This window comes from Acinetobacter sp. ASP199 (assembly GCF_022700675.1).
Lineage (GTDB): Bacteria > Pseudomonadota > Gammaproteobacteria > Pseudomonadales > Moraxellaceae > Acinetobacter.
Window position 1 is genome coordinate 1027361 of the sequence record NZ_CP062182.1, and the last position, 21366, is coordinate 1048726.

18 protein-coding genes and 1 pseudogene are annotated in these 21366 nt (G+C 40.6%); 9 read left to right on the forward strand and 10 right to left on the reverse strand.

Going from position 1 to position 21366, the window contains the following annotated elements; genetic code table 11:
* Positions 1-149 precede the first annotated feature (149 nt).
* A complete protein-coding gene (gene sthA / locus IHE35_RS04795; RefSeq protein ID WP_242789525.1) occupies positions 150-1565 on the forward strand; it encodes a Si-specific NAD(P)(+) transhydrogenase in 1416 nt (471 codons plus the stop codon).
* Positions 1566-1669: 104 nt separating this feature from the next.
* Here sthA and IHE35_RS04800 read toward each other — a convergent pair whose 3' ends face one another.
* The 6 genes from IHE35_RS04800 to IHE35_RS04820 all read right to left on the reverse strand — a co-directional run bounded on the left by IHE35_RS04800 (position 1670) and on the right by IHE35_RS04820 (position 7374).
* A complete protein-coding gene (locus IHE35_RS04800; protein ID WP_242789526.1) occupies positions 1670-1999 on the reverse strand; it encodes a four-helix bundle copper-binding protein in 330 nt (109 codons plus the stop codon).
* Positions 2000-2226: 227 nt separating this feature from the next.
* The gene (locus IHE35_RS04805) at positions 2227-3192 is read right to left on the reverse strand and encodes a TauD/TfdA family dioxygenase (RefSeq protein ID WP_242789527.1); all 966 of its coding nucleotides are present in this window, start codon (positions 3190-3192) and stop codon (positions 2227-2229) included.
* 192 nt (positions 3193-3384) lie between these two features.
* Positions 3385-3519 (reverse strand): hypothetical protein, encoded by a 135-nt coding sequence (locus tag IHE35_RS14660; RefSeq protein ID WP_275975180.1) that lies wholly within the window; start codon positions 3517-3519, stop codon positions 3385-3387.
* The gene (locus IHE35_RS04810) at positions 3512-4726 is read right to left on the reverse strand and encodes an MFS transporter (RefSeq protein WP_242789528.1); all 1215 of its coding nucleotides are present in this window, start codon (positions 4724-4726) and stop codon (positions 3512-3514) included. Before IHE35_RS04810 ends, IHE35_RS14660 begins: the two co-directional genes overlap by 8 nt.
* Before the next feature lie 223 nt (positions 4727-4949).
* Positions 4950-6023 (reverse strand): OmpW family outer membrane protein, encoded by a 1074-nt coding sequence (locus IHE35_RS04815; RefSeq protein ID WP_242789529.1) that lies wholly within the window; start codon positions 6021-6023, stop codon positions 4950-4952.
* Between the two features lie 232 nt (positions 6024-6255).
* Positions 6256-7374 (reverse strand): OmpW family outer membrane protein, encoded by a 1119-nt coding sequence (locus IHE35_RS04820; protein ID WP_242789530.1) that lies wholly within the window; start codon positions 7372-7374, stop codon positions 6256-6258.
* A 251-nt stretch (positions 7375-7625) separates the two neighbouring features.
* On the opposite strand from IHE35_RS04820, the gene IHE35_RS04825 reads away from it, so the two are divergent.
* On the forward strand, positions 7626-7805 hold the full coding sequence (locus IHE35_RS04825) for a hypothetical protein (RefSeq protein WP_242789531.1): 180 nt from the start codon (positions 7626-7628) through the stop codon (positions 7803-7805).
* A 57-nt stretch (positions 7806-7862) separates the two neighbouring features.
* On the opposite strand, the pseudogene IHE35_RS04830 reads toward IHE35_RS04825, so the two are convergent.
* A pseudogene (locus tag IHE35_RS04830) lies at positions 7863-9323 on the reverse strand (GGDEF domain-containing protein).
* A gap of 187 nt (positions 9324-9510) precedes the next feature.
* The gene (locus IHE35_RS04835) at positions 9511-10299 is read right to left on the reverse strand and encodes a hypothetical protein (protein WP_242789532.1); all 789 of its coding nucleotides are present in this window, start codon (positions 10297-10299) and stop codon (positions 9511-9513) included.
* 385 nt (positions 10300-10684) lie between these two features.
* On the opposite strand from IHE35_RS04835, the gene uvrB reads away from it, so the two are divergent.
* The 4 genes from uvrB (at position 10685) to IHE35_RS04855 (ending at position 16263) form a co-directional block, all read left to right on the forward strand.
* Complete coding sequence (gene uvrB / locus IHE35_RS04840) at positions 10685-12706, forward strand: excinuclease ABC subunit UvrB (protein ID WP_242789533.1); 2022 nt, start codon at positions 10685-10687, stop codon at positions 12704-12706.
* Positions 12707-12858: 152 nt separating this feature from the next.
* On the forward strand, positions 12859-13446 hold the full coding sequence (locus tag IHE35_RS04845; RefSeq protein WP_004893989.1) for a lipocalin family protein: 588 nt from the start codon (positions 12859-12861) through the stop codon (positions 13444-13446).
* 158 nt (positions 13447-13604) lie between these two features.
* On the forward strand, positions 13605-14543 hold the full coding sequence (gene rarD / locus IHE35_RS04850; RefSeq protein WP_242789534.1) for an EamA family transporter RarD: 939 nt from the start codon (positions 13605-13607) through the stop codon (positions 14541-14543).
* Between the two features lie 262 nt (positions 14544-14805).
* A complete protein-coding gene (locus tag IHE35_RS04855) occupies positions 14806-16263 on the forward strand; it encodes a glyceraldehyde-3-phosphate dehydrogenase (protein WP_242789535.1) in 1458 nt (485 codons plus the stop codon).
* 97 nt (positions 16264-16360) lie between these two features.
* Here IHE35_RS04855 and IHE35_RS04860 read toward each other — a convergent pair whose 3' ends face one another.
* Complete coding sequence (locus IHE35_RS04860) at positions 16361-17308, reverse strand: IS30 family transposase (protein ID WP_242789536.1); 948 nt, start codon at positions 17306-17308, stop codon at positions 16361-16363.
* Positions 17309-17504: 196 nt separating this feature from the next.
* Here IHE35_RS04860 and IHE35_RS04865 point away from each other — a divergent pair, with 196 nt between their 5' ends.
* Positions 17505-17882, forward strand: a complete 378-nt coding sequence (locus IHE35_RS04865) for a helix-turn-helix domain-containing protein (RefSeq protein WP_242789537.1) — start codon at positions 17505-17507, stop codon at positions 17880-17882.
* Positions 17883-17897: 15 nt separating this feature from the next.
* Positions 17898-18596 carry an endonuclease/exonuclease/phosphatase family protein gene (locus IHE35_RS04870; protein ID WP_346015091.1) on the forward strand — a complete coding sequence of 233 codons (699 nt, stop codon included), beginning with the start codon at positions 17898-17900 and terminating at the stop codon, positions 18594-18596.
* 59 nt (positions 18597-18655) lie between these two features.
* Here the strand turns inward: IHE35_RS04870 and IHE35_RS04875 are convergent, their stop codons facing one another.
* On the reverse strand, positions 18656-19861 hold the full coding sequence (locus IHE35_RS04875; protein WP_242789539.1) for an MFS transporter: 1206 nt from the start codon (positions 19859-19861) through the stop codon (positions 18656-18658).
* Between the two features lie 273 nt (positions 19862-20134).
* On the opposite strand from IHE35_RS04875, the gene cgtA reads away from it, so the two are divergent.
* Positions 20135-21340 (forward strand): Obg family GTPase CgtA, encoded by a 1206-nt coding sequence (cgtA, locus tag IHE35_RS04880; protein WP_242789540.1) that lies wholly within the window; start codon positions 20135-20137, stop codon positions 21338-21340.
* The last annotated feature ends 26 nt before the right edge of the window (positions 21341-21366 follow it).

The following is a 21366-nucleotide window of genomic DNA, read 5'->3' on the forward strand; positions in this document are numbered from 1 at the left end:
AGCTACAAATGGGGCAAAAAGGACTATTCATTTAAAAAATGTTCTCATCACACAATATATGTGAGTTAAATACACCAAAATGACATGATTTACGTCATAATATGGCAAATAGATATTGCAGATGAATTTAATTTATAAAGGAGCGTTGAATGCCACGTAAAAAAGAGGTCGTTAGTGGGACTTTCGTTAAGTACGATGCGGTAGTTCTAGGTTCAGGCCCTGCGGGCGAAGGCGCGGCAATGAAACTTGCCAAATCGGGTAAGCGCGTTGCAATCGTTGATATGCGTGAACAACTTGGTGGTAACTGTACCCACGTTGGTACGATTCCAAGTAAAGCATTGCGTCAAACGGTATCAAGCATCATCCGTTATCAACGTGATCCAATGTTCCAGAAAGTCGGTGAATGGAAACAGTTCACCATGAAGCAGGTGCTTCGTAATGCGCATAAAGTGATTCAACAGCAGGTTGAAACACACTCACGTTTTTATGACCGTAATAAAATTGATATCTTCCATGGCCGTGCCTACGTTCAGGATGAAAATACTATTTTTGTATTTACTCCAGATGGCATCAAGGAAACGATTCAGTTTAAACAATTAGTGATTGCGACCGGTTCTCGTCCTTACCGTCCAGAAATTCTCGACTTTAATCACCCACGTGTATTTGATTCAGACAAAATTCTGGATCTGGATTACTCAATCCAAAAAATCATTATTTACGGTGCAGGTGTAATTGGTTGTGAATATGCATCAATCTTTATTGGTCTGGGCCATAAAGTTGATCTGATCAATACGCAGCCGAAATTGCTTAGCTACTTGGATGATGAAATTTCTGACGCATTGTCTTATCACTTACGTGAACAAGGCGTATTGATTCGTCACAATGAGCAGATTGATTATCTTGAAACATCTGATGATTATGTCGTTTTACATACACAAAGTGGCAAGAAAATTAAGGCAGATGCCATTCTCTGGTGTAATGGTCGTTCAGGCAATACTGATGGTTTAGGTCTGGAAAATGTCGGTCTGAAACCGAACAGTCGTGGCCAATTGACTGTGAATGATCAATATCAAACCGAAATAGAAAATATCTACGCTGCGGGTGATGTGATCGGCTGGCCATCTCTTGCTTCTGCTGCCTATGACCAAGGGCGTTGTGCAGGTGCAAACATGAGTGGTGAGAAAGATGTTGCTCCGGTCACTGATATTCCAACCGGGATCTATACCATTCCTGAAATTTCTTCAATTGGTAAAACTGAACAGCAGTTAACTGAAGAAAAAATTCCGTATGAAGTTGGTCAAGCTTCATTCCGTCATCTGGCACGTGCACAGATTACCGGTGATACGGTAGGTGAATTGAAGATTCTGTTCCACCGTGAAACACTGGAAGTTTTAGGTGTTCATTGTTTCGGTAACAACGCATCGGAAATTATCCACATTGGTCAAGCGGTGATGAACAGCCCAAACAATACCATCAAGTATTTTGTGGAAACGACATTCAACTATCCAACGATGGCGGAAGCTTATCGTGTGGCAACGCTGAATGGTATGAACCGTTTATTCTAAGTTAGATATTTAGCCTAGACAGGAAAACCCGTAAGTGCAGACTTGCGGGTTTTTTTAAATTTGCAGAGTGGAAAAAACACACCCAGCCAGTTATAAATTTTGTATTAAACAGCCATTTTCCGGCACTCTTCAGCACAGCGTCGGCAGGCTTCGGCACATTGCTGGCAATGCTCATCTTCGTGATGACTACATTCTTCTACACAGTAATCACATGCTTTGGCGCAAAGCGCACACATTTCTTTCATGAAAGGAGATTGCTTCTGTTCCATACGGGCACAAAGCTGACAGAGATCAGCACAATCCAGACAACGTTGTATACATTCCCGCATCATCTCCAGATCTTCTTCTTTAAGACAGGCACTAGCACAGTTGGTACAGGCCAGGGAACAGCTCATACACGCTTGCACACAATCTGAAAATTGAAGCTGATTCATTTTGTTTTTTCCTCTATCCATATCGTTATTACTGATTTTTAATACGCTAAGCAGAAAAAGGAAAATACACTAGGCAGATTCGGTGAGGAAAAGTAAACAGGTGCTTTGTTTTGTTAAAGATCGTTTGAATCAAACCTAATATTGATAGTTAATTTTTTTTGCTTGAAAATAAAAAAACATTGAGTCGGTTAAAGTCTCAATGGTACAGGATTTATAGGTGAGTTATTTTAAAACGGACGACTGCCCGCCAAGCTAATACGTTTCAGCAAACGACATTGATCGGCTGGGAATGGACGGCGCGAGTGAAGGGTGACTTGGTTATCCCAAAATACAATATCGCCAATGTTCCAATCATGTTCATAACGAAATTCAGGCTTTTGAATATGTTTGCGTAATTTGGCAATCAATTCACTACCAGCTTGATCATCATAATTTTCAAGTTCGACTTCTGTATGTGTATTTAACCATAAGGCTTTGCGACCTGACTCTGGATGGGTGCGTACCAAAGGGTGAGGGTAGGCATGGCTTAAAATCGGTTGGTCTTTAAAGCGATAAAGTGGGCTTGAACCATAACCATCATTTGTAGATTGATTTTGCGTTTTTTGACGACGTACAAATGGGTTATAGGTAATCAGTTGTAATTGATCGATGTGCGCTTTGGTCTCTGCATCAAGGGCTTCATAGGCTTTAATGGTGTTGATCCACGTGGTTTGACCGCCGTCTTGCGGTAATTCAATGGCATAAAGCAAAGAGCCAAAGGATGGTAATGGCGTCCATTGGTGGTCGGCGTGTGGTGTTAGTTCACCATGACCGGTGTAATCACCTTGACCGACAGCATTGGAGACAGGCACGACATCAGGGGGAACGCCAGTATCTTCTTTAGAGCCTAAAACAGGCGTGTCTGCGCCTGGGCGGAAGATCGATCCAAAATAACTAGAAAAAGCCAAGTACTGTAAATCATCCAAACTTTGGTTTTTAAAGATCAGGATTAAATGCTCTGCCAAAGCTTGTTTTAGGCGATAAATGGTTTCACCTGATTGTGCTTTACGAGCATCGAGTCCATAGACTACCGCTCCTAATGCTTGGTCTTTCTGCACTTCAATTCGAATCTCAGAACCATCTTGGTAAAGTTCAGCTTGATGCCAACGTGGTGCATCGTGAATGGCTTGTGAAAGTTGAGTCAGGCTTGTCATTTTAAAGATATTCTCATGGTTGTTTTGCTGTTAAATTCAATCTAAAAAAATCCATCGGCAAAATAAAATCACAAGAATTGCTAAACTTATGAAAAGCTTTAATTTTTAAATAACTATTTGATTTATTTTCTTTTAATTAAATCAGCAAACTAAATGGCTTAGTTTGCTGAAAAATGTCAAATATTGGACAGATCAATGCGCACAAAAGGCCTGATTAAAGAATTCAAATAACTGTGGCGTTTGTGACCATAGCAAGATAGACAATACAAATAGCAAAACCAGACTCATCCCGATCATGAGTCTGAGTACAAAGTTTGAATCAGTCATGCACTATTTGCTCCTCATTAACACAGAAATGAACCAATACACCAAAGATGCTTAATACAATCGATAGCATCCATACCGCGTTATAATTGCCTGCTATATCATGGTTAACACCACCGAGCCATCCACCAAAGAATGAGCCAACCTGATGAGTAAAGAAGACAAGACCGCTGAGCATGGTCAGATACTTAACTCCAAACATATTAGCGACAATACCATTGGTCAGTGGTACGGTAGATAACCACAATAGACCCATGATGACACCAAAGGCATAGACTGTCCATGTGCTGAGTGGCAGCAGTAAAAATGCAATAATAGCAATGCCACGTAGGCCATACAGGCCCATTAATAAGTGCGGTTTAGAGTATTTCCCACCTAGCCAGCCTGCGGTATAGGTACCGACGACATTAAATAAGCCCACGAGCGCGAGGAAAATGGTGCCTGTGGTGGCATTAAAACCATGATCAATTAAATAACCGGGCAGGTGAATCCCGATAAAGACTACCTGAAACCCGCAAACAAAGAAGCCCAGTGCCAGGAACCAGAAAGGCTTATGATTTTTAGCAATGACCAGAATCTGTTTAAAGCTCAGTGAAGGTTTTGCTGGAGTCGGTGCGGCATTTGGATCGACATACATGGGTGCTTTAAGCATCCAGGCAAGCGGCACAATCAAGGCGATCAGAATAGCACTGACGACTAGGGTTGCTGACCAGCCAATGCTTTGTAGCAATAACAGGGTCGATGGCAACATAATAAATTGACCAAAGGAGCCTGCAGCACTGGCAATACCCATGGCCAAACTACGTTTCTCGGGAGGAGCAGCTCGACCAACTGCCGATAAGAGCACAGGGAAGGAGGTTGCTGAAAGTGCTAGGCCCAAAATTAAACCTGCACTGATGTTGAGTAACCAACCCGTAGAGCTGACAGCCATTAGCAATAAACCAACGGCATACAGTGCACCACCGACAGCTACGACAATTTTACTACCGTATTTATCTGCAAATGCCCCTGTAATAGGTTGCACAGCACCCCAAATCAGGTTTTGCATGGCAATGGCGAGGCTGAACACATTATGTCCCCAGCCAAATTCATGACTCATCGGTACCAGATACAAGCCAAAGGCATGGCGGACACCTAGAGATAATGCCAGAATCACTGCTGAACCAATAAGCATATAAATAAGTGGCTTGGAAAACTGACTGGTGGTCATAAGAAATCTGTGCTGTGATCGTCGCAAGCTATGTTAGTCGATTCAACTTGTTGTCGCGATAGAATAATAATTACTTAAAAGATAAATTTTTTTTATAGATTTGATATCTAAGGAAATCGTTAAGTCAGGAGTAAAGCTTAAACGCTAAATAAAGCTTTTGATTATGTCAGAAGTAAGAAACTAAAAAAGCAGAGCATAGCTCTGCTTTTAAAATTGAACTGACCTAGAAACGCATACCAATACCTGCATACGCCAAGATCGGGTTAATTTCTACATCAGCTTTAGAATTAATCAAAGTTTGCCCGGTATTTTCATTGATTACAGTAATTTTAGATTCATTTTGCAAATGGGCATAAGACACTGAACCCACTGCAAACCATTTCTCATTGAAATCATAAGTAAAGCCGGCAGTCACCACAGGAGCGAAAGCATCGGTGGCTTCGAGATCCACTTTCATTCTGCCATTACTGTCCTTCATTTCCAGGGAAGCACCAGCATTCTGATTAATAATATTCTGGATCATATGACCTGCAGCAACCAGATCAGCTTCAATGCCTTTATCCATTTCAAGTTCATTGAAGTAGGCATACATTAATCCTACCCCTACATAGGGACGGAATTTATTTACTCCTGTTTTACCAAAATGATATTGGAATTCAAAAGCAGGCGTCCATGCACGCGCTTCGGCGGCTTTGCTAGACTGCGCCAGGTCTGTAATTCTAATATCATTAGCAAGATTTAAATTACCTGCAATCCCGCCTAAAGGCGTTGCCACAGCAGCAAATGGGGCATAAATTGTACCTTTACCTTTGATATCCACTTTGGGTGGAATTCCAGCCTTCATTTCAAAGGAAACGTTATCAGTGAAGAAATAGTTCGTCATGATGCCAAGGGTAGTGACATCATCTGCTTCAAGACCTGTTCCTGGATTATCCCATTCTGAAAGACCGTATACATAGGAATCTCCAGAAAGGCCACCAGATACTTTACCCCCAAATGCCCCAATGAGTCTGACTAACCCTTCAACGACACGGTTTGGTTTACGGTCAGGATCAAGGTTATCTATGACGGTTTGCGCCTGAATATTTCCAACTTTGGATTGATAACCTTCATTAATTGCAGTATTGACACGAACAGGTTGAGCTTTGCCTTGAGGCATGACATGCAGAGCGCCAACCGATACTGAAAAACGCTTAAAGCCATTTCCTTCTTGAAGGCTGAAATAAGGAGAGTCCGCATGGGTCAGAACAGGCATTAATGCCATTGATCCAATGAATGTCCCTAAAACCTTTTTCATTTGAACTCCTTGTTCAATTTATTCATCTTTGTTTTTGTTATTGTTAATAAACTAAACTTGGTCCAATTAATCTGTATAAATAACGAGAGTACTAAGTAGGTGAAAGGTTAATAAATAAAGAAATATATTTCGAAAAGTTGATTTATTTAGTAATTATGTAATTTGTTGATGTAAAAATAAAAAAAAGCAGAGATTGACTCTGCTTTTTAGTATCTATATGAAGTTTATATAATTAGAATCTCATACCAATACCTGCATAAGCAATGACTGGATTTACTTCAATATCTGCTTTAGAGGTAATTAAAGTACCGTAGGTATCATTAGATACTGTAATAGTTGTATCATTTTTTAGATGAGCATAACTCACTGAACCTACAGCAAACCATTTATCATTAAGATCATATGTAAATCCTAGAGTAGCTACAGGTGCAAAAGTATCACTAGCTTCTACTTTTACTTTTGGTGTACTGCCATTACTGGCTAAATTACTTGGTACAGCCGCATCTGGAGCCAATGTACTAATTCCGAGTGCCTTACCAGCTTCACCATCTTTAATATTAGCAATCATATGACCTGCTTTAATTAAGTCTTGCTCGGTACGTGAATTAATTTCCAATTCATTGAAATAGGCATACATTAATCCTACACCAACATACGGTCGAAATTTATTCACGCCTGTTTTGCCAAAATGATATTGGAACTCAAATGCAGGTGTCCAAGCTCGAGCAGATGCAGCTGGACCATGTGCGCTTAGATCTGTAATCAATAAATCATTTTTTAAATCAATTTTACCTAAGATTGTAGAGCCAGTAGGGCTGGAGATGGCTGAAAAAGGAGCATAGATTTTACCCGTACCTTGCAGATCAACTTTAGGAGGGATACCGGCCTTCATTTCAAAGGAAATATTATCCGTAAAGAAATAGTTGCTCATAATCCCTAAGGTAGTGACATCATCTGCTTCAAGGCCTGTACCTGGATTATCCCAATAACTGAGTCCGTAGATATCTGCAGTACCACTCAAAGATGAAGGGAGTGTTGAGTCTTTTTTAATACTATTCAAGAAGTTAACAATAATATTTGCTAAGTTTATTTTATCATTTTCTCTATTCTCGATGATATCAGCTGTAGCAACATTGCCTACATTAGATGTTTCCCCTTCAGCTACAATAGTATTTACTTTAAAAGGTTGTGCCTTCCCTTGCGGCATCACATGCAGAGCACCAACCGATACGGAAAAACGTTTAAATCCCTTTGCTTCCATACTGAAATATTTTGAATAGTCGGCAGCTTGAGTGACGGAAGTGATTCCGATAAGTCCTGTAGCCATACATAACAAAGTTGATTTTTTCATCTTAAAGTTCGCTCCATGAAATTTAAATGATTGATTCTTACAAGCTCAGTTTTAAATAATTATAGAGTATTTGCTCTACTCTGAAATTGCTTAAATTATGATAAATGGAACATTTGGGACGTTGTTTTTTTAATCAAAATATGATAGCAACATTAAGTGAAATATCGTTTGATAACACAATAAAAAGACTTGTTTTTACATCCGGCTCTTTTTTTTTGTACAATAGGCTGAGTTATTATTGAGTCAGTCTGATGAGCTCCCCAAATACTCCCAAGAAAAAGCCTTTAGTTAATTTACCGTTTCCTTTGAAGCAAGCTGAACAAGGTGCAACAGATGAGCTCTTAGAGGATCTTCGTCCAAAGCCACAACGTTATGCGGATAGAACCTGGATGCCACCACGTGGTACCCGTCGTTCAATGGGAAAACGATAAGCTTTCTAATAAAAAAGCCATGGTCAAACCATGGCTTTTTATTCATTGATATTTAAATCATTCAACTGACTGAGAGACTGGTATTCTGCGGTCATTGTTCTGGTAATGGTTTCTTTTCTGATGATACATATCTTGATCGGCACGTTTTAGCATGTCTTCAAGACGTTCATCTGCATAGCTGGTTGCATGTCCGATCGACAGGCTGATTGGCTGATGTGAGTAAAACTGGTTATCAACGACTAAAAGTTCATGCAGACTATTCAAGCAATTTTGCAAAGCAGTTTGATCCGCACCAGGTAAAAGAACTACAAATTCATCTCCACCAATTCGAGAGGCAGAATAGGGCGTATGTTGAATAAGTTGATTCAGGATGTTGCCCACGCGACGTAACTGGTTGTCTCCAGCATCATGTCCAAGGCAGTCATTTAATTCTTTAAGTCCATTGAGATCCATAAAAATACAGGATACTGGACGCAGTAAATTACGCTCCAGACGGTTCAGCGCCTGCATGTAAAATGAACGGTTACATAGCTGGGTCAAGACATCATGTCTGCCTAGATATTCCAGATAATGTTCAGCTTTTTTACGTGCTGTAATGTCAGTCAGGGCCACCTGAACAATACTCCAGTCATCCAGATAATCAGGAAACACAGTAAATTGTAGTAAGACATGGCGGATACTGCCATCTAGCGCATAGTTGATAGCTTCACGCTGATGATCCAGATTGCCATTCCAAAGCTCAATAAGTTGTTCTTTAAAGGTCTGCACCATTTCTTTAGCAAAGACTTTGTGCACATTTTTTAATAGAGCATCTTTATTTGATGCACCGAATAAATCGAGGGTAGCCTGATTAACATCAATGATTCTAATCTCTCTAATACATTCATAAATAAAATCATGATGTATAACCAGAAAAGTCTGAAAATTTTCAATTCCTAAATCACGTAAATGATCTAGTTTACTTTTAATCTGGCTAAAATCCTCGATCCACAATGAAGCGGGTGAATAAATAAAACGGGCTTCAGCCAGATGGCGATTTTGTTGTTCTAAACGACGGGCTTGTGTATAAGCAGTGATGTCTTCAGTGGTAATCAAAAGTAGGGAGAGATCATGCTCATGTTGTGGCAGAACAATGCCTTTAAGCTGGATATCCAGACGCTGACCAGTCAAGGTATAGTTGATTGCTGAATGGGAAAATTGGGTCTCTCCATTCTATAAAGCGGCGAGTTCATGGATATGAGACTTGCTCATGTCTTCTTTAAACACGAGATCCAAATTCTGACTGAGATGGTTAAAGTCATCGGCCTGATAAAGTTCAAGTGTTTTAGGATTGACCTTAAGCAGTTTAATTTTTTTCGCACATTCTAAAATACGGGATTCGTCTTCTTGCAAAAAAGTGCGTAAATCCTGCACCCCTTGAGCACGCCAGAGATCAAATTGTTTTTTTACCTCACTAAAATCTTCAAGCCACATAGCAATAGGAGAGAGTTCAAAAATTGGAGAATCCAACATGTTCATTTAAGCAGCTCAATTTTATTATTTAATTTAATGGGGCAAGTATAAGACCAAAAAAATGATTTTAGAATAATGTGACAAGTAAATATTTATCTTGGAATTGAATACTATTTTTTATTCAATCATCTTTTATATTTCACAATAAAAAAGCCAATTCAGGAATTGGCTTTAACTAACAGTAATTCAGAAATTAGCGCGGGTTTCTACGGGCTTTGTTTTCAGGCTTTGGTGGCGCAATTTCACGCTTACCATGCCAGACATCTGAAAAATCCTGTTCATTCATATTATACAGTTCAAGCAGTGCCAAAATTACACCACCAAAGATCATTGGGCCTTCAGAGTTGTTATGGAAATCGAAAACCTTACCATTCAAATTATGCAGAATGTCCTGAATCTCAAAGACACGATCACGGCCATTGCTATCCGTTGGATACATTTGGGTATTCAGTAAAATTTTAGCCAGACTTTTTTCGCTATCGGTCACTGCAAGAACTTCGATCAGTTCATCGGTGGGGTCAGCAAAAATGATAGAGTCACGAAAAATGGTTTTAAGGAATTTTTCATTCAGCTTTGGAAGCGGTTTTTCTACAAAGGGACGGAAAGATTGTGGGAAAATCACATTATGTGAAATCCCCTTAAACATAGGGGCAATTTCTTCCACTTTATAACCTGCAATGCCACAGCCGACTGAGGTCAGAAAGTACTTATTCTTTGGATGATTCTTGGTATAAATTTTAAAGTCATCAATATAGTGCTGAATCTGTGACAATGGCATTTGCTGTAAATGCTCATTCATTGTAGGAATAGCGTAGCTTTGACCAGACCAGCCACGACCAACACCTTCTACAGCGCCGAAGTGCTCAAATGCTGTTCTTGCAGCACCGCCTGCATGTTGTCCTGCCATATTGCTGCCAAATACAAAAACGGTATTTTCTGGCAAGGATTTGACGATGCTTTCATTATGGTATTGGTAAGTCATAGCTTTTGATTCGATATCCTTATTGATTTCATGTTGCCTTTGAAATTGCTGAGGGTCAAGGCAAATTGTGTCTATAAGAAAGTAAACCGTCTAAGTAGAAATAAGAACTTTATGTAAATCAGTTTTTATCTATCTTGATTAAGAGATTTGAAGTGTAGCTGACTTAGATTTTTGAAAAATATTACTTAATTTATAAATAGATATTCTTGAAATTTAATCAAATATTCACAGCCAATAATATGAGATGACGCTGTTTTCAATTGTTCTATTAAGTTACTTATAGACTTCATTTTTTAGCAAATAGACACCTGTTTAGGCATTGAGTAATTCAGATTTAACCCCATAATTAGAGCAATAAAATATTGCCAGTGAATTATCGCGAATCATGTCTGATAAAACCCCTTTTGATTTAGTTACCAGCTATCAACCTGCTGGCGATCAGCCACAAGCCATTGAAAAACTGGTTCAGGGAATTGAACAGGGCTATAAGAATCAGTTGTTACTAGGCGTGACAGGCTCGGGTAAGACTTACACCATGGCGAATGTGATTGCACGCACACAACGTCCGACCATTGTGATGGCGCATAACAAAACCCTGGCAGCACAGCTCTATGGCGAATTTAAGGCATTCTTCCCGAATAATGCCGTCGAGTATTTTGTCAGTTATTATGATTATTATCAGCCAGAAGCCTATGTGCCATCTTCCGATACTTTTATCGAGAAAGATTCAGCAATTAATGATCATATTGACCAGATGCGTTTGTCTGCAACCCGTGCTTTATTAGAACGCCGTGATGCCATTATTGTTGCTTCTGTATCCGCTATCTATGGTTTGGGTGATCCGAATGCCTATATGAGCATGTTGCTGCATGTGGTTGAAGGGGATCGTATCAGTCGTGATGACATTATTCGCCGTCTGGTTGAGATGCAATATACCCGCAATGAATTAGAGTTCCTACGTGGTACTTATCGTATTCGCGGCGAAATTATTGATATTTTCCCTGCGGAATCAGATCAAAATGCGATTCGTATTGAACTGTTTGATGATGAGGTGGATTCAATCCGCTGGTTTGATCCACTGACAGGCAAAATGATCCGTAAAGTACCACGTGTGACAATTTATCCAAAAAGTCACTACGTTACACCTAAAGACAATCTAACGCGTGCGATTGAGACCATTAAAGAAGAATTGAAAGAACGCTTGGCTTTCTTTAGAGCGGAAGACAAATTGCTGGAAGCGCAGCGCATTGAACAGCGTACCCGTTATGATTTAGAGATGATGCAACAACTGGGTTATACCAACGGCATTGAAAACTATTCACGTCATTTATCTGGCCGTCCGTCAGGTGAAGCACCACCGACATTGTTTGATTATGTACCTGATGATGCCTTGCTGATTATTGACGAATCACATGTAACCGTTCCACAGATTGGTGCGATGTATAAGGGCGACCGTTCACGTAAGGAAAATCTGGTGAACTATGGTTTCCGTTTACCAAGTGCATTGGATAACCGCCCAATGAAATTTGAGGAATGGGAACGTATTGTTCCAACCACAGTTTATGTCAGTGCAACGCCAGCACAATATGAACTGGAAAAGTCAGAACAGATTGTAGAGCAGGTGGTGCGTCCGACAGGGTTGGTCGATCCTGAAATTGAAATCCGTCCGGTGCTGACTCAGGTCGATGATGTATTGTCCGAAATTAATATCCGCAAAGATCTGAATGAACGTGTACTGGTGACGACATTAACCAAGCGTATGGCAGAAGACCTGACTTCATATTTGAAAGAATATGGCGTAAAGGTAGCTTACTTGCACTCAGATATCGACACCGTAGAGCGAGTGAAAATTATTCATGAATTACGTACCGGTATTTATGATGTGCTGGTCGGGATTAACCTGTTACGTGAAGGTCTGGATATGCCAGAAGTATCGTTAGTGGCGATTCTGGATGCAGATAAAGAAGGCTTCCTGCGTTCTGAACGTTCATTGATTCAGACCATTGGTCGTGCTGCGCGTAATCTGAAAGGTCGAGCGATTCTTTATGCCGACCGGATCACCGACTCCATGCAGAAGGCAATAGACGAAACCGAACGCCGTCGTGCCAAACAGATTCAGTTTAATGAAGAGCATGGCATTATCCCACGCAGTGCAGTACGTCAGGTGATCAAGGAAATCGATACTGGTGAGGTGCTTGATGATGATCAAATTGATGCACGTATTTCAGATCAGGCTAAAGCCTTAAGTGCTGATGAGCGGCATCTGCTGGCAGATCCAAAACTGTTTGCAAAGCATATGACTAAGCTTGAAAAAGAGATGCTGAAAGCTTCTAAAGAACTGCAGTTTGAACAGGCAGCGCGTTTGCGTGATGAAATTCTACGCTTGAAGGCTCAGATGCTGAGTTAAGCAACTGATCTGCCTATGATTAGTTGTGCAAAACTAATCATAAATCTTACATATCGATACACAATCATTCACACGATGACGTTATTGTTGTTACAGATAAAATTTTACAAAAACATGTGGTTCACTCATCTGTGTGAATGAAAGGATACTTTATGACAACTAAGAATTTTTCTCAGGCAAGTCTAAAAATTGCCAAAATTGCGGTTGGTAGTGCTGTTCTTCTGGGTTTGGGCGCTACGACCATGGCATATGCGCAAAAAGAATCATTACCGACCGTGGAAAAAGTTGAACTGGACCGTTATTTGGGTACATGGTACGAAGTGGCGCGTAAGCCTTTATATTTTCAGAATAAGTGTGACCGTGATGTTACAGCAACGTATACTTTGAATGAAAATGGCAATATCGTGGTTGATAACCGCTGTATTAAAAAAGATGGTGAACAAACCCAGTCAGTGGGTGAGGCATTTGTGCAAAATCCACCTCAAAATACCAAATTAAAAGTCAGTTTCTTGCCAGACTTTATTCGCTGGATTCCTGTTGGACGTGGCGATTATTGGGTTTTGAAACTAGATGAAAACTATCAAACTGTTCTGGTCGGTGAGCCTAAACGTAAATATATGTGGATACTCTCACGTGATCCGCAGTTGGATAAAAATGTAGTGAATGAATATTTACAATACGCACAGTCAGTCGGTTATGACCTGAGTGATGTGATTCATACCAAACAAACTGCACGCTAAACTCAGTTTATCCTCAAACCATGCTTCGGCATGGTTTTTTTATATTTAAAAAATCAGAAGCTATATATTAAAAATTTATCATTCGATCAAAGAATGGAGATAAGTATTCTATAAGACATCCCGATATAATGCGCTCAAAGAGATTTTGGGGGTAGTGAATGTATAAAGGTATCGCGCTGTCAGTACTGGCATCGGTAGTTTTTGGTGTGCTTTATATTTTCACGCCTTTCTTGCAGCCGCTGGACAGTGAGCAAACCTTTGCATGGCGGATGTTGGCGACTCTCCCATTTTTGACTGCCTTTATGTGGTGGTCAGGTGATCTCAATCATATCAGCAGTATTTTTAAGCGAATTCTAAAGCAGCCGACGTTTCTGATCTGGCTCATTATCAGCTCTTTACTTTGTACGACCCAACTCTGGTTATTCCTGTGGGGACCGATTAATGGTCGTGGCCTGCAAGTGTCGCTGGGCTATTTCCTGTTGCCTCTGGTGATGGTCCTAGTTGGCTGTGTGCTCTATAAAGAAAAATTGTCTGCCTGGCAGATGGCGGCGGTGGCTTGTGCGGTACTGGGTGTGGGACATGAAATCTGGCGCATTGGTAGCATTGCCTGGGAAACGGTCTATGTGGCTTTGGCTTATCCACTTTATTTTTTCCTGCGCCGTCGCTTTGGTACGGATCATTTAGGGGGATTCTGGTGGGACTTGTGTTTAATTCTGCCAGTGGCTTTCTATCTGGGCTTCGTACATAGCGATTCTTTCAACCTGATTGTTAATTTTCCTCATCTCATCTTCGCCGTATTGGGCTTGGGTTTCTTAAGTGCTTTGGGCTTAGGGAGCTATATTCTGGCAAGCCGTTATCTGCCTTTTGTGATTTTTGGTCTGCTCAGTTATCTGGAACCAGTGTTACTGGCTTTTGCCTCGATGGCACTCGGGGAGCGGGTGGAGTCAGGAGAGTGGCTGACTTATATTCCGATTTGGTTGGCGGTGGTTTTGCTGGTGATAGAGGGTGTATTACACCTATTGAATCAGCGCCAACAACGACAGCTGCTTAAGCAAAATATAAAACACTATCAAGACCGTCTTGATTCAACAGATTAACTATTTATTTCGAGAAAACTTAACTTGTCTGAATAAACAACATTTAACAAAAATCTGATTCAGATCTTTAAAAACGTTATTTTTCGATTTTTAAATGCAAAATCATCTGACTAATTACAACTATTTTTAAAATTTATAGCGAATATGGGCCTTTTTCATCAGGACTTCGGCAGCTTTTGATTCAAACTTGCTGCCAATTCCATTACAATTATGGGGTTTTGAAATTTATGCCTAGATTTACAACTAATTAGAGGACGTATCTGTGAGCAAAGACACTATCGTTGCCCTACATGCAGAGCACCAAGGTCGCTGGAAAAACCGTGAAGAACTTGCGGAGCGTATGATTGCCCTAGTGGGTCAGTTATATCGTGAAAAAAATATCGTAGCTACAGTTTACGGTCGCTCTTTAATTAACCGTTCTGTAATCCAGATACTTAAAGCGCATCGTCGTACTCGTGTATTGGACGTTGAGCTTTCTGTTGTAGACACTTTCCCAATTCTTGAAGCATTGGCGAAAATCGACAACATCGGTACTGCTGAAATTGATCTAGGCAAACTTGCTGTTGAATTCAAAGCAAAAGGTGGTGATGTTAACGCATTCGTTGCTGACGCTGTGAAATCTCTTGAAGGCAATGCAACTTCAGTTGAAGGCAAAGACGTGGTTCTTTACGGTTTCGGTCGTATCGGTCGTATCCTTGCGCGTTTGATGATCAGCCAGTCAGGTCTAGGCCGTGGCTTGAACTTAAAAGCGATCGTGGTTCGTAAATCATCTGACGGTGACCTGGAAAAACGTGCGTCTTTATTACGTCGTGACTCAATCCACGGTCCATTCGCTGGCACGATTTCTGTAGATGAAGAAAACGAAGCAATCATTGCAAACGGTCAATTCATCAAAGTGATCTATGCATCGAATCCATCTGAAGTGGATTACACTGCTTATGGTATCGAAAATGCACTTGTAATCGACAACACAGGTAAATGGCGTGATGCTGAAGGTCTTGCACAACACCTTCAATGCCCAGGCGCTGCACGCGTAATTTTAACTGCACCTGGTAAAGGTGACATGAAGAACGTTGTATTTGGTGTGAACCAAGCAGACATCCTTGATGAAGATACAATCATCTCTGCTGCAAGCTGTACAACAAACGCAATCACACCAACACTTAAAGTGTTACATGACAAATATACCGTTCTTGGCGGTCACGTTGAAACAGTTCACTCGTTCACTAACGACCAGAACTTAATCGACAACTACCACAAAGCGGATCGTCGTGGTCGTGCTGCAACATTGAACATGGTTATTACTGAAACTGGTGCTGCTAAAGCAGTTGCGAAAGCACTTCCAGCACTTAAAGGTAAGTTGACTGGTAACTCTGTACGTGTTCCAACTCTAAACGTATCTCTTGCGATTTTGAACCTTACTTTGGGTCAAGATGTTGAGCGTGACGAAGTAAACGAATACCTACGTCAAATCTCAATCAACTCGAACCTTCAAGGTCAAATCGGTTTTACAAACTCAACTGAAGTTGTATCATCTGACTTTATCGGTTCACGCACTGCAGGTGTATTTGATGCGCAAGCAACAATCACTGCTGGCAACCGCTTAACTGCTTATGTTTGGTACGATAACGAAGTAGGTTATAGCTGCCAGGTATTGCGTATTGCTGAACAAATGGGCGGCGTAAGCTATCCAAAAGTTCCTGCTGAAACTAATGCTTAATTAGTATCTAGCTGAAAAAAAGAGTCTCATTGGAGGCTCTTTTTTTATTTGATGGGCAGTTAAATTTGAGTTTTGGATTTTATTAGAATGTTAATTCTTAGATTGGCATTTGAAGTGCAACACCGTGTTGTTGGCATAATACCTGACTCGGACTTTTAAAGCCGAGTCTTTTTCTTGGACGTTGATTCAAACGCTCAGTAATTTCTGAAATATATTCATCTGTGTAATCATTCAAATCACTCCCTTTACGAATATATTGCCTGATTAAGCCATTGGTATTTTCATTGCTACCTCGTTGCCAAGCACTATAAGGATCTGCAAAATACCAATCTAAATTCAGCTCCTGAGCAATATGTTTATGGAGGCTGAACTCTTTGCCATTATCTGCAGTGATTGTTTTGAGCTGATCCTTGAGCGGTGCGAGTAAACTAATTGTAGCTTTAGATATTGCATCTGCCTTACGTGTATTGCACGTTCTTAACCAAAGATAGCCTGTCTTTCGATCCACAATTGAAACCAAGGATTGCTGATGGTTCTTGCCTACAATTGTATCGATTTCAAGATCACCAAAGCGAGATCGCTGTTCAATTTCTATTGGTCTATCATGAATACTTCTACGATTATTCAGTTGACCGCGTGTTTCAGCAGAGCCGTACTTTTTCTTTCTTTGATTTCTGAATTTTAAGTTATGAAAGAGTAAACCACCCTTGCTTTTATCCTGTCGTATAAACCTATAAATGGAATGTAAACTAATGGGGATCTGAGAGGCAATTTGTTCAGGGCTCCACTGAAGATTGAGATAAGTAATCACATGTAGCCAAATATCTGAGGGGATGATCTTTGGATTTGGGCAGTGCCTTGCTTGAGCAAGTTTATTTGCATGCTTAGCGAAGTAGCCATTTCTTGCTTTATTCCGCTTAATTTCCCTAGAAATGGTTGAAGGTGAACGATTCAGTCTACAAGCAATATGACGCTTAGAAAAACCTTCACGTAACAAGGCATAAATCTGATATCTTTCTTCTAGGGTGAGATGAGTATAGTTCATGAATGCAACTTTGACTTTGGTCGGTCGGAAGCAAAATGCTAACTCATCTTACTTCCTTCCAAAAAGCTAATCTCTGTTGCACTTCATTTGAGAATCTAAGATTTAAAAAACTAGCTTGCTGATAAATTCTTGATCTGGTAACTTTCTAAATGAAAGTACATGCGAAAAAGTAAGTTTATAACTTTAGAGAAAAATTATGTCTGCTTATGAAACCAGTAAATTACTGGGTCAGGTTTTATCCACACAATGTCCTTCACGTGAAATTCTGGAACACCTTGCGAATAAATGGTCGATTCTGGTGTTGCGTTGTTTAAGTGATGGCGTGCATCGTTTTAGTGAGCTGAAACAGCGAATCGAAGGTGTCAGTGAAAAAATGCTGGCTCAGACCTTAAAAATGCTAGAGCAGGATGGCTTTATTCTAAGAACGGTCTATCCAGTAGTGCCACCGAAAGTGGAATATCAACTGACGATTACTGGTTCGCAAGCGGCTGAAAAAATAAATTATTTAATTGGTTGGATTGAAAAAAGTTTGCCTGAGATTTTGGAGAATAAAGTAAATATATCAATAACCTAATGTCTGCAAATAAAAATACTTACTTGGAACTGTGGTGGTAGTTTTCGTAATAAAATACATCTGTTGCAAGATATAGATGCAGATGTTTATATCATTCAAGAATGTGAGCACTCGGTTTTAGCACAAAACATTTATCAATCTTGGATGCCACGTTATCTGTGGAAGGGTGAAAATAAGAATAAGGGTTTAGCTGTATTTGTTAAAGAATCTATCACCTTGACGCCTTTAGATTGGGATGATCAAGACTTGGAGCTGTTTCTGCCAATCAAAATCAATAACTTACATTTGCTTGCTGTATGGACAAAGCATGCTAATTCACCGACTTTTCAATATATCGGTCAGTTGTGGAAGTATTTGCAATTACATGGTGAAAAGCTAGCGTATGCGCCGAGTATGATCTGTGGTGATTGGAATAGTAATGCTCGTTGGGATGTGTGGGATCGTTGGTGGAATCATTCAGATGTGGTTAAGATATTAGAAGCTTGGAATATGGTGAGCGTTTATCACCAAATTCAAAATGAGACACAAGGTGAAGAAACTCAGCCAACGTTCTATATGCAGCGTAATTTATACAAGCCTTACCATATCGATTATTTATTCAGCTCTCGAGAACTGTTTGATAAGTCGTGCTCTAAAGTCAACATTTTTGATAAAACACACTGGCTACATTACAGTGATCATCTGCCAATTTTATTTGAATTAAATAACGAATAATTTGTTTAATTATTATGTGAAAATATTCCCTCTCCTCATAGGAGAGGGTTAGGGGGAGGTCATTCAGAAGAGCTGACTTGGTTGCGCATTTTCCTAAAATCCAACCGGTCAATCAGCAAAATTCCAATCGAGAAAATTAAACCTAGTACTACACAGCCAATCCATTCAAAGTGCTCCCAGGCATAGACTGCACCAAGTGAGCCTAAAGCTGCACCACTAAAGTAAATCGTCATATATACCGCATTAATCCGTGAACGTGATTTGAGATCAATCCGATATACCAAATTCTGATTGAGTACGTGAAATGCCGTCAAACCAAAATATGCCATCAATACACCAACCGCATACACCAAGATATTTTGCTGAGCAAAATATAACGGAATACAAGAAAGCAGCATTAAGCTAATGCAAAGCACAGCGACCAGATTTTCCCTACCTGCACCGACAGTCCGACCTGACCAGCTCGATGAATAAATCCCAATCACACCAAGTAAGCCAAATAGGCCAATTTCAAAGTCAGTAAAATAATATGGGGCATTGCCTAAGACGAAAGTCATAGAGGTAAAAATCATGGATAAAATGCCAAAAGCCAAGGCACCGGCACAAGCTCGACGAATCAGATGTGGATTCTGTTTAGCGATAACGAACAGGGAACGGTAAATGCCGCCAATGGTTAAACCAGCTTGAGGTTGAGTATTGGGTAGTTTTTTCCACATTAAGATTGCAAACAGTAGGGTAATAATGCCACTCGATAGATACACACCTTCCCAAGACCAGTAAGTCGAAACAAATCCAGCAAAAGTACGCGATAGAATGATCCCCATGACTAAGCCACTCATGAGCTTGCCTACGGTGGCAGCACTAGATTCAGGCGGGCTAATGGTTGAAGCAAAAGGAATCAGGACTTGCGCTGAAATAGCACCAAAGGTGGCAAACAAGGTAAATAAATATAATGTACTCAGCGTAGTACTCATCGAGAGAAGAATCTGAGAAGTTGCGGCAAATACCATCAGGCTGACGACCAGCTTGCGTTTATTGAGGAAATCACCCAAAGGGACCAACAGCATTAAGCCGAGTACATAACCAATCTGGGCAATGACCACTGCAAAGCCAGCCTGACTGGTACTGATTCCTAAACTGTCCTCAATAGAATAAATCAAAGGCTGATTAAAATAAGCCGATCCGGCACATAGACCACATGCCATTGCCATGAGTAATACAAATTGTGATGACAATGGGCTGACAGAACTCTTTTCTGTGGTCATAGGCATACCATGGATTCTTTTTCGATGCTGAGCACTATAGGCAGCGCGATGTTAAATCAGAAATAATAAAAAACGATCAATTAATCCTTAAAAACTATATCTTGAATTTTAACTACCTGAATATTTTTCAGACGGTTTTATATTTTGAGATGAGCTGAATGAAATTACACTTGAAATGAGCGATCTTCATGGAATAGTGCATAAATGTAGTCGAGAAATGCTTTAAAATATGGCAGAATAGGCGGTTTTTAAAGTTTTTAGAGGATTGGCATTATGCGCTTTGTTGATGAAGCAGTCATTACCGTAGAGGCTGGCGACGGTGGCAATGGCGTAGCCAGTTTTCGCCGTGAAAAGTTCGTACCATTTGGTGGTCCAGATGGTGGTGATGGTGGTCGTGGCGGCAGCATTTATATTCAGGCTGACGACGACACGAGTACCCTTGTAGATTATCGTTATACCCGTAAATTTCGCGCTGAACGTGGTAAAAACGGTGCTGGCGCAAACTGTGCTGGTCGTGGTGGCGAATCAGTTATTTTAAAAGTTCCAGTTGGAACAACCATTGTAGATTCTGAATCTGGCGACATTATTGGTGACCTGGTCGAAGACGGTCAACAAGTATTGGTTGCTCAAGGTGGTCAGGGTGGTTTGGGTAATACTCACTTCAAATCATCGACTAACCGTTCTCCGCGTAAATGTACGCATGGTTCTAAAGGTGAATTCCGAGAAATCCGTCTGGAGCTGAAAGTGCTTGCAGATGTGGGCTTGCTGGGTATGCCAAACGCAGGTAAGTCAACCTTTATCCGTGCAGTATCGGCTGCAAAACCAAAAGTGGCAGATTATCCATTTACCACTATGATGCCTAACTTAGGCGTGGTTGATGCGGACCGTTATCGTTCATTTGTGATGGCCGATATTCCGGGTCTGATCGAAGGTGCTGCTGAAGGTGCGGGTCTGGGTATTCGCTTCCTGAAACACCTGGCACGTACTCGTATCTTGCTACACATTGTAGATGTACAGCCGATTGATGGTTCAGATCCTGCTTACAATGCCAAGGCTATTGCAGCAGAGCTTGAGAAATTCTCGCCAACGCTGTCTAAATTGCCTGTGGTCTTGGTACTGAACAAAGTGGATCAGTTGGCAGCAGAAACACGTGACGAATGGTGTAACCACATTCTTGAAGAATTACAGTGGAAAGGTCCTGTCTTTAAAACTTCTGGCTTAACGGCAGAAGGAACTAAAGATGTAGTGTACTACCTCATGGATCAGATTGAACAACAACGCGAACGCGAAGTTGAAGATCCTGAATATGCTGCAGAGATCAAAGCATTCCGTGATCAGTTAGAAGCTGAAACACGTGAACAAACACTTGCTGCGAAAGAAGCTTATCGTGAAATGCGTCGTGCTCAACGTCTGGGCGGCGATGACTTTGATGATGAAGATGATGACGACAGCGATGTAGAAGTGTATTACGTACGTTAATCTCTAAGAGAAAAGTCTGAGGACAA

Excerpts from the sequence above, each read along its gene's own strand:
- sthA (WP_242789525.1), top strand. The coding sequence starts at position 150 with ATGCCACGTAAAAAAGAGGTCGTTAGTGGGACTTTCGTTAAGTACGAT.
- IHE35_RS04800 (WP_242789526.1), bottom strand. The coding sequence starts at position 1,999 with ATGAATCAGCTTCAATTTTCAGATTGTGTGCAAGCGTGTATGAGCTGT.
- IHE35_RS04805 (WP_242789527.1), bottom strand. The coding sequence starts at position 3,192 with ATGACAAGCCTGACTCAACTTTCACAAGCCATTCACGATGCACCACGT.
- IHE35_RS14660 (WP_275975180.1), bottom strand. The coding sequence starts at position 3,519 with ATGACTGATTCAAACTTTGTACTCAGACTCATGATCGGGATGAGTCTG.
- IHE35_RS04810 (WP_242789528.1), bottom strand. The coding sequence starts at position 4,726 with ATGACCACCAGTCAGTTTTCCAAGCCACTTATTTATATGCTTATTGGT.
- IHE35_RS04815 (WP_242789529.1), bottom strand. The coding sequence starts at position 6,023 with ATGAAAAAGGTTTTAGGGACATTCATTGGATCAATGGCATTAATGCCT.
- IHE35_RS04820 (WP_242789530.1), bottom strand. The coding sequence starts at position 7,374 with ATGAAAAAATCAACTTTGTTATGTATGGCTACAGGACTTATCGGAATC.
- IHE35_RS04825 (WP_242789531.1), top strand. The coding sequence starts at position 7,626 with ATGAGCTCCCCAAATACTCCCAAGAAAAAGCCTTTAGTTAATTTACCG.
- IHE35_RS04835 (WP_242789532.1), bottom strand. The coding sequence starts at position 10,299 with ATGACTTACCAATACCATAATGAAAGCATCGTCAAATCCTTGCCAGAA.
- uvrB (WP_242789533.1), top strand. The coding sequence starts at position 10,685 with ATGTCTGATAAAACCCCTTTTGATTTAGTTACCAGCTATCAACCTGCT.
- IHE35_RS04845 (WP_004893989.1), top strand. The coding sequence starts at position 12,859 with ATGACAACTAAGAATTTTTCTCAGGCAAGTCTAAAAATTGCCAAAATT.
- rarD (WP_242789534.1), top strand. The coding sequence starts at position 13,605 with ATGTATAAAGGTATCGCGCTGTCAGTACTGGCATCGGTAGTTTTTGGT.
- IHE35_RS04860 (WP_242789536.1), bottom strand. The coding sequence starts at position 17,308 with ATGAACTATACTCATCTCACCCTAGAAGAAAGATATCAGATTTATGCC.
- IHE35_RS04865 (WP_242789537.1), top strand. The coding sequence starts at position 17,505 with ATGTCTGCTTATGAAACCAGTAAATTACTGGGTCAGGTTTTATCCACA.
- IHE35_RS04875 (WP_242789539.1), bottom strand. The coding sequence starts at position 19,861 with ATGACCACAGAAAAGAGTTCTGTCAGCCCATTGTCATCACAATTTGTA.
- cgtA (WP_242789540.1), top strand. The coding sequence starts at position 20,135 with ATGCGCTTTGTTGATGAAGCAGTCATTACCGTAGAGGCTGGCGACGGT.